This window comes from Ruegeria sp. BI11, assembly GCF_056538005.1.
Genome location: NZ_JBQFSM010000060.1, coordinates 1 through 1,176 on the forward strand (window position 1 = coordinate 1; position 1,176 = coordinate 1,176).

Annotated in this window: 1 protein-coding gene; it reads left to right on the forward strand. The window is 58.6% G+C overall.

Annotated features, from left to right (window positions below):
• Nucleotides 1–1,176 (forward strand): elongation factor Tu (tuf, locus tag ACR0DT_RS25070; RefSeq protein WP_480713350.1); only part of this gene is annotated, 1,176 nt, incomplete at its 5' end.

Genomic DNA, 1,176 nt, shown 5'->3' on the forward strand with positions numbered 1-1,176 from the left:
ATGGCAAAGGAAAAGTTTGAGCGTACAAAACCGCACGTCAACATCGGCACGATTGGGCACGTTGACCACGGTAAAACCACGCTGACCGCAGCAATCACCAAGTATTTTGGTGACTTCAAAGCGTATGACCAGATTGACGGCGCGCCTGAAGAAAAAGCACGTGGCATCACTATCTCGACCGCCCACGTGGAATACGAGACCGACAACCGCCACTACGCGCACGTTGACTGCCCCGGCCACGCCGACTACGTCAAGAACATGATCACCGGTGCCGCTCAGATGGACGGCGCGATCCTGGTTGTGAACGCCGCTGACGGCCCGATGCCGCAGACCCGCGAGCACATCCTGCTGGGCCGCCAGGTTGGCATCCCGAAGATGGTCGTGTTCATGAACAAAGTTGACCAGGTTGACGACGAAGAGCTGCTGGAACTGGTTGAGATGGAAGTTCGCGAACTGCTGTCCAGCTACGACTACCCCGGCGACGATATTCCGATCATCGCAGGTTCGGCTCTGGCCGCGATGGAAGGCAACAACCCGGAAATCGGCGAAGAGAAGATCCGCGAACTGATGGCGGCTGTTGATGACTACATCGACACCCCTGAGCGTGAAGTCGACAAGCCGTTCCTGATGCCGGTTGAAGACGTGTTCTCGATCTCGGGTCGTGGTACCGTTGTGACCGGTCGTGTTGAGCGTGGCGTGATCAACGTTGGCGACGAGATCGAAATCGTCGGCATCCGCGACACTCAGAAAACCACCTGTACCGGCGTTGAAATGTTCCGTAAGCTGCTTGACCGCGGTGAAGCAGGCGACAACATCGGCGCTCTGCTGCGCGGTATCGACCGTGACGGCGTTGAGCGTGGCCAGGTTCTGTGTAAGCCGGGTTCGGTTACACCGCACACCAAGTTCGAAGCCGAAGCCTATATCCTGACCAAGGAAGAAGGCGGCCGTCACACCCCGTTCTTCGCGAACTACCGTCCGCAGTTCTACTTCCGTACAACTGACGTGACCGGCACCGTGACCCTGGCCGAAGGCACCGAGATGGTTATGCCCGGCGACAACGTCGGCTTCAGCGTTGAGCTGATCGCACCTATCGCGATGGAAGACGGCCTGCGTTTCGCCATCCGCGAAGGCGGCCGCACCGTCGGCGCCGGCGTTGTCTCGAAAATCATCGAGTAA